This window comes from Gudongella ferriphila, from assembly GCF_046224405.1.
Lineage (GTDB): Bacteria > Bacillota > Clostridia > Tissierellales > Tissierellaceae > Gudongella.
In genome coordinates this window covers 40,049-47,470 of sequence record NZ_JBJXRK010000017.1, presented here as the reverse complement: position 1 = coordinate 47,470, position 7,422 = coordinate 40,049, and the positions used below count along the sequence as shown (strand labels likewise).

The window sequence follows — 7,422 nt, the reverse complement described above, 5'->3', positions numbered from 1 at the left end:
GTACCATGTCATAAATCAAAATGCAAGAGAAAAATCACTCCATGTACTGGTATTTATGACTTCCATGTAGTATTATTATTCTACTTGCCATTGATTTAAGGCTTATTAATGGTATAATATTCTTGGATATAAATCAAGTGCTTTTGAAAAAATGATGCAGCAATTCCAGGAGGCGCAGTAATGAGCGAAAATAATCATAGAAAAAAAGAAAAAAACGAGGCAGTGGAGTGGGTCAAGAGCATAGTGGCCGCCATTGCGATTGCTCTGATAATAAAAACCTTTATCTTCAACACAACCTATGTTCTTGGGAACTCAATGTATCCCACTTTGCATGAACAGGACAGGCTATTCGCCCTGAAGGTACCCCTGTATTTTCACGGTCCGCAAAGGGGGGATGTAATAGTCCTTGAGGCACCGGACAGTCCTGGAAAGGATTACATCAAACGTGTCGTTGGAATATCAGGAGACAAGATTGAAATTCATGAAGGCAAGGTATATGTAAACGACATCCTTCTTGTTGAGGACTACATTCAGGGTGAGCAATACACCCATACCTACCAGGAAAACATATGGATCGTACCAGAGGGTGATGTGTTTGTACTGGGGGACAATCGTGCGGAAGGTGCGAGCAAGGACAGCAGATACTTTGGAACAATTTCCCTGGACAAGGTCAAGGGAATAACACAATTCAGATACTATCCAATCGATGATAGATTCGGTAGGATTGAGTAGCCTCCATTGTGGAGGTCTTATGGATAAATCAGACACTAGGAGGAAGAGCATGCATATAAAACAGGAAAATATAAGGAATTTTTCCATAATTGCCCACATAGACCATGGTAAATCAACATTGGCAGATAGATTGATTGAAATGACCGGGATGCTGACGTCCAGAGAAATGCAGGAGCAGGTATTGGACAAGATGGATCTTGAAAGGGAAAGGGGCATTACAATCAAGCTTAAGGCTGTGAGGCTTGTTTACAAGGCCAAGGATGGGCAGGAGTACGTTTTCAATTTAATTGATACTCCAGGTCATGTTGACTTTAACTACGAGGTCTCACGGTCACTGGCGGCCTGTGAAGGGGCTGTGCTGGTGGTGGATGCCACCCAGGGTGTAGAGGCTCAGACTCTTGCCAATGTTTACCTGGCAATTGACCAGGATCTGGAAATATTGCCCGTAATAAACAAGATTGACCTGCCAAGTGCAAGACCTGAGGAGATAATTAATGAAATAGAGGACATCATTGGTATTGAAAGTCACGATGCTCCCCTTATTTCCGCCAAAGACGGACTGAATGTGGAGCAGGTTCTTGAAGAGATAGTGAAGAAGGTACCTGCACCCAAGGGTGATTCAAAAGCACCTTTGAAGGCATTGATCTTCGATTCATATTACGACAGCTACAAGGGTGTCACCTGCTACATAAGAGTTTTTGAAGGTCAGGTAAAGCCTGGTATGATGGTAAAGATGATGGCAACAGGAAAAAGCTTTGAAGTCACTGAGGTAGGAGTCAATACATCAAAACATATTCCACTGGACAGCCTGAGTGCTGGTGAGGTAGGTTATCTCACCGCAAGCATCAAGAATGTCAAGGAAGCAAGGGTTGGAGATACAATAACCGATTTGAAGCATCCCACAGCAGAACCGTTACCAGGATATAAGAAGGTAATTCCAATGGTGTACTGTGGAATTTACCCTGCAGAGGGTGAGGACTTCAACACAGTAAGAGATGCCTTGGAAAAGCTTCAGGTCAATGATGCCGCACTGGTATTCGAACCGGAGACTTCAGTGGCACTGGGATTTGGATTCAGGTGTGGTTTCTTGGGACTCCTGCATATGGAGATAATCCAGGAAAGATTGGAGAGGGAATTTGACCTTAACATAATTACTACAGCACCAAGTGTAATCTACAGGGTTACAAAGACAAGCGGAGAGGTGTTGGAGATACAGAATCCTTCGAACCTACCGGCACCTGCGGAAATTCACTATATGGAGGAGCCCATCGTTTCTGCAAATATCATGACACCTACAGATTATGTGGGAGCAATCATGGAGCTATGCCAGAACAAGAGGGGAACCTTCAAGAATATGGAGTATCTTGAGGAAACCAGAGTGGTGCTTCATTATGATCTTCCACTCAATGAGGTCATCTATGATTTCTTCGATGCGCTGAAATCAAAGACCAGAGGATATGCTTCATTTGACTACGAGTTGAAGGGATATCAGCAAAGCGAGCTTGTCAAGATGGACATCCTCATCAATTCAGAGCTGGTGGATGCTTTTTCATTGATTGTACATGAAGACAAGGCATATGAAAGAGGCAGAACAATTGCGGAAAGATTGGTGGATGTTATCCCTAGACATCAGTTTGCGGTGCCGATACAGGCGGCAATAGGCAGCAAGATCATTGCCAGGGAAACAATACGTGCCTTGAGAAAGGATGTACTTGCCAAGTGCTACGGAGGAGATATCTCAAGAAAGAGAAAGCTGCTTGAGAAACAGAAGGAAGGTAAAAAGAGGATGAGACAGATTGGATCTGTCGAAGTGCCCCAGGAAGCATTTCTGACTGTATTGAAATATGATGAGAAATAATTAAAAATAAAGGAAAAGTCACAGGGACTTTTCCTTTATTTAAGTTGAAATGGCAGGAGGAAAACATGGAAAAGGCTGGTCTGTATATTCATATACCATTTTGCGAAAGAAAATGCCACTATTGTGATTTCACATCTGTGCCTGGGAACAATGATCTTATGGACAGGTATGTGGAGCGTCTCATTAAAGAAATCTCAATGGCATCTGATACCTATGAAGATATAAACATTGGAACGATTTTCATTGGAGGAGGAACACCCTCTATTCTTCATGAAAACAAAATAGCAGACATTATGGATGCTGTCAGAAGGGACTTTTCCCTGGATACTCATGCAGAAGTTACCATTGAGATAAATCCTGGAACCCTAACGGTTGATAAGGCAATCAGTTACAGAGCTTCCGGAATTAACAGGGCAAGCGTTGGAATCCAGTCTATGAATAATGGAATTCTCAAGACAATTGGAAGAATACACAGTGAAGAGCAGGTATTAACCACGGTGGAGAATCTTAGAAGAGCTGGTTTTGAAAATATCAATGGAGACATTATGTTTGGTCTTCCCCATCAGTCAATTGAGGATTTTCTACAGACCCTGGATAAGGTCATATCCTTGGAATTGGAGCACATATCCATGTATGGCCTGATTTTGGAGGAGAACACCCCATTGTATAGGTGGTATAACAGAGGTCTGGTCTGTATGCCAGATGAAGATGAAGAGAGAGTAATGTATCACACTGCCATTGATTCACTTGAATTTGGAGGATATAGACAATATGAAATTTCAAATTTTGCAAAGGAAGGCTTTGAGTGCAGGCATAATTTGGGATACTGGAAATTAAGGCCTTATATTGGTGTGGGCTTGTCAAGTCATTCATCCATAAGTGGCAGGCGATATTGGAACTCATCAAACTTCAGCGATTATTTCAATAAGCTGGACAGGGGAATCCTTCCCATTGCAGGGGATGAAACCATATCCAGGGACCTTATGGAGGCGGAGTATATGATTCTTGGAATCAGATTGAATGAGGGAATATCCATTGAGGATTATGAAAAAAGATTCAATACTTCTTTTATGGGAAAATATGGAGAAGTGATAAATAATCATACAAAATCAGGTCTGATTCAATTGGATGACGGGACCATAAGGCTAACTCGAAAAGGCATGGATCTTAGCAACCAGGTTGAGATTGATTTTCTTCCTTAGGGGTCAAAAAGTATTGACAAATACCTGTAAGGATGTTAATTTATATATAGGATTAGCACTCGGCGATGTTGAGTGCTAACAATCATCCAGGAGAATTTAGAGGTGATACTATGTTGGATGACAGAAAAATGAGAGTTTTGTACGCCATAATTGACAGCTATATATCTACTGCAGAACCAATCGGTTCAAGAACAATCTCAAAAGCCTATGACCTTGGAGTCAGCTCAGCCACTATCAGGAATGAGATGTCTGATCTGGAGGAATTGGGCTATTTGAACAAGACACATACATCATCTGGAAGAGTGCCATCTGACAAGGCATACAGATTGTATGTGGACAGCTTTATAAAACTGGACAAGGAATCTATGAATAAAAGGCAGAAGACAGAGATTAAGGATGCACTGGAAAGAGAAAACAAGGAACTGGATCAGCTGATCCAAAATTCAGCCAGACTTCTTTCGCAAATAACAAGCTATACGGCTTTGGCCTTGTCACCGCAGATAAAGGAGACTAGGATAAAACATGTTCAGCTGCTACCCATAGACGATTATCAGGTGTTGCTGATACTGGTAAATGAAAATGGGTTAATTAAGAATGCCGTTTTTAAAACAGAGCAGACAATCCCGGAAAATCAGCTTACGGCAATTACCAATATGCTTAACGAAAGGCTCAGGAACAAATCCTTCAATCAATTGAACAATGAATCAATGAAGGATATGTTCAATCAGTTCTATAGATACAAAAACGAAATCGAAAGACTGATTCCCATCATTAACAAGTCTGTAGAAAGCATGGAAGACATCGACCTTTATGCGGATGGGATAGGGAGGCTATTGAACTTCCCTGAGTACAAGGATATTGATAAGGTTAAGTCCATAATGTCCTTTATTGAGGATAAGGACCAGCTTTTAAATATCCTGCTTATGGATTCCATATCACGGGATGTACACATAAGCATAGGCCAGGAAAACATATATGCTCCCCTAAAGGATTGCAGCATAATAACAGCTACCTACAAGCTGGAGGGAGAAACCGTGGGTAAGATAGGAATTATCGGTCCAACCAGAATGGATTACCTTCGGTTGATTAAAACCTTGAGAATTTTCTCGGATAACATTTCCGAGATTATTAATAACTATAATGGAAGTGCTAAGAGGTGATTGCAAATGACAAAAGAAGACAAAAATATCAGGGAGGATGAACAGGACCTGCTGGAGGAAGAATCCACTGGGGCAGAAATTCCTCAGAACGAACAGGAGGATGATCCCATTTTTAAATCTAAGGCTTTATTGGAAGAAAAGGAAAATGAAATCATTGATCTGAACAATAAGTTGACCAGATTGCAGGCTGATTTTCAGAATTTCAAGCGTAGAACTGAAAAAGACAGGGAAAATTCAATAACCTATGGTATTGAAGCGATTATTCTGGATCTTTTGCCTGTAATTGATAATTTTCAGCGGGCCATAGCTGCCCAGGATGATAGTGAGGACAGCTTTTACAAGGGAATCTCAATGATTGAGAAACAGTTTATAGAAGTTTTGGAAAGAAATTCTGTCCATGAGATAGAAGCATTGGGTAAGGAATTCGACCCCAACCTGCACCATGCCGTGTCAGCTATTGAAAGCGAAGAGGAAGAAGGCACGGTTGTAGAGGTCTTGCAGAAGGGTTACATTTTAAAAGATAAAGTTATCAGACCAAGTATGGTCGTTGTATCAAAATAATTTAAGGAGGAATATCAGATGAGTAAAATAATTGGAATTGACCTGGGGACTACAAACTCAGCAGTCGCCGTTATGGAGGGTGGAGAAGCAGTAATAATACCTAATGTTGAAGGTAACAGAACAACTCCTTCTGTAGTGGCTTTTACAAAGGATGGAGAAAGGCTTGTTGGAGAAACTGCAAAAAGACAGGCAATAACAAATCCTGAAAGAACAATTCTGTCAATCAAGAGGCATATGGGAAGCGACCACAAGGAAGAGGTGGATGGCAAGACCTATAGCCCTGAAGAAATTTCAGCAATGATTCTACAAAAGATAAAGGCTGATGCAGAGAGCTATCTTGGTGAGACAGTTACAGATGCTGTTATCACAGTTCCTGCATATTTTACGGATAGTCAAAGACAGGCAACAAAGGATGCAGGGAAAATAGCAGGACTTAATGTCAAGAGAATAATAAATGAGCCAACTGCAGCAGCCTTGTCATATGGGTTGGACAAGGAGCAAGGACAGCATAAGATTATGGTGTTTGACCTGGGTGGAGGAACCTTCGATGTATCAATACTTGAGCTAGGTGATGGAGTATTTGAGGTTCTTGCCACAAGAGGAAACAATCATCTTGGTGGGGACGATTTTGACAACAAGCTGATTGACTACATTGCAGATCAATTTAAGAAGGAAAATGGAGTTGACCTTAAATCTGATAAAATGGCTCTTCAGAGATTGAAGGAAGCTTCCGAAAAGGCTAAGAAAGAACTTTCAACAACCAAGTCAACAAATATAAACCTTCCATTCATAACTGCAACAGCATCAGGTCCACTACATCTGAATATGGATATTACAAGAGCCAAGTTTGATGAGCTGACATCAGGACTGGTAGATATGACAATAGAGCCGGTTAAGGCAGCTCTTAAGGATGCCGGTGTAGGTGCATCTGATATTGAGAAGGTATTGCTGGTTGGTGGATCAACCAGAATACCAGCTGTTCAGGATGCTGTTAAGAAGCTAATTGGAAAGGATCCTCAAAAGGATATTAACCCTGATGAAAGTGTTGCTTTGGGAGCGGCAATTCAGGGAGGAGTCCTAAGTGGAGAGGTTAAGGATCTTCTTCTTCTTGATGTTACCCCACTTTCACTTGGAATTGAGACTCTTGGAGGAGTTACAACAAAGCTTATTGAAAGAAATACAACAATACCAACAAAGAAATCACAGGTGTTTACAACCGCTTCAGATAGTCAGACCTCTGTAGACATCCATGTTCTTCAAGGAGAGCGTCAAATGGCAAGTGACAACGTAACGCTGGGTAGATTCCAGCTTACAGGTATACCACCAGCACCAAGAGGGGTTCCACAAATCGAGGTCACCTTCGATATAGATGCCAATGGTATTGTAAATGTTAGTGCAAAGGACCTGGGAACAGGCAAGGAGCAAAAGATCACAATCACCGCCTCAACCAAGCTCAGTGAAGATGAGATAAATGAAAAGGTCAAGGAAGCGGAGCGATTTGCCGAGGAAGATAAGGTTAAGAAGGAAAAGATAGAGGTTAGAAATAATGGTGACTCAATAGTATATCAAACTGAGAAGACCTTGAAGGACCTTGAAGGAAAGCTTGAAGCTGGTGAAAAGGCTAAGGTTGAAGAAAAACTTGAGGCTCTAAAGAAGGCCCTTGAAGGCGATGACATAGAGGACATAAAGACAAAAACCGAAGAGCTTACAAACGAGTTCCATGCTATTTCACAAAAATTGTATGAAACAGCTCAAGGCCAAGAGGGAGAGCAGCAACAGGCTCCTGAGGATGACGATGTTGTTGACGCCGACTATGAAGTGGTTGACGAAGACTAAATTTTGAAATAGTATATTGTGGGAGTCATTAATGGCTTTTTCAAAAATCAAAGCTAAACCAAAAGGTTTAGCT

At 41.4% G+C, this 7,422-nt stretch carries 6 protein-coding genes; all 6 read left to right on the top strand.

All coding sequences use genetic code 11. From position 1 onward, the window contains the following. Positions 1 to 180 precede the first annotated feature (180 nt). On the top strand, positions 181 to 732 hold the full coding sequence (gene lepB, locus ACKVDP_RS09545; RefSeq protein WP_409228602.1) for a signal peptidase I: 552 nt from the start codon (positions 181 to 183) through the stop codon (positions 730 to 732). 49 nt (positions 733 to 781) lie between these two features. After that, positions 782 to 2,590: a translation elongation factor 4 gene (lepA, locus tag ACKVDP_RS09540; protein ID WP_409228601.1), complete on the top strand. Its 1,809-nt coding sequence runs from the start codon at positions 782 to 784 to the stop codon at positions 2,588 to 2,590. Between the two features lie 65 nt (positions 2,591 to 2,655). Then, complete coding sequence (gene hemW, locus ACKVDP_RS09535; protein WP_409228600.1) at positions 2,656 to 3,792, top strand: radical SAM family heme chaperone HemW; 1,137 nt, start codon at positions 2,656 to 2,658, stop codon at positions 3,790 to 3,792. 128 nt (positions 3,793 to 3,920) lie between these two features. Continuing rightward, positions 3,921 to 4,952 (top strand): heat-inducible transcriptional repressor HrcA, encoded by a 1,032-nt coding sequence (hrcA, locus tag ACKVDP_RS09530; RefSeq protein ID WP_409228599.1) that lies wholly within the window; start codon positions 3,921 to 3,923, stop codon positions 4,950 to 4,952. Positions 4,953 to 4,958: 6 nt separating this feature from the next. Then, positions 4,959 to 5,513, top strand: a complete 555-nt coding sequence (gene grpE / locus ACKVDP_RS09525) for a nucleotide exchange factor GrpE (RefSeq protein WP_409228598.1) — start codon at positions 4,959 to 4,961, stop codon at positions 5,511 to 5,513. 18 nt (positions 5,514 to 5,531) lie between these two features. Then, a complete protein-coding gene (dnaK, locus tag ACKVDP_RS09520) occupies positions 5,532 to 7,349 on the top strand; it encodes a molecular chaperone DnaK (RefSeq protein ID WP_409228597.1) in 1,818 nt (605 codons plus the stop codon). The last annotated feature ends 73 nt before the right edge of the window (positions 7,350 to 7,422 follow it).

Coding starts and splice junctions, on each gene's coding strand:
- lepB (WP_409228602.1), top strand. CDS start 181: ATGAGCGAAAATAATCATAGAAAAAAAGAAAAAAACGAGGCAGTGGAG.
- lepA (WP_409228601.1), top strand. CDS start 782: ATGCATATAAAACAGGAAAATATAAGGAATTTTTCCATAATTGCCCAC.
- hemW (WP_409228600.1), top strand. CDS start 2,656: ATGGAAAAGGCTGGTCTGTATATTCATATACCATTTTGCGAAAGAAAA.
- hrcA (WP_409228599.1), top strand. CDS start 3,921: ATGAGAGTTTTGTACGCCATAATTGACAGCTATATATCTACTGCAGAA.
- grpE (WP_409228598.1), top strand. CDS start 4,959: ATGACAAAAGAAGACAAAAATATCAGGGAGGATGAACAGGACCTGCTG.
- dnaK (WP_409228597.1), top strand. CDS start 5,532: ATGAGTAAAATAATTGGAATTGACCTGGGGACTACAAACTCAGCAGTC.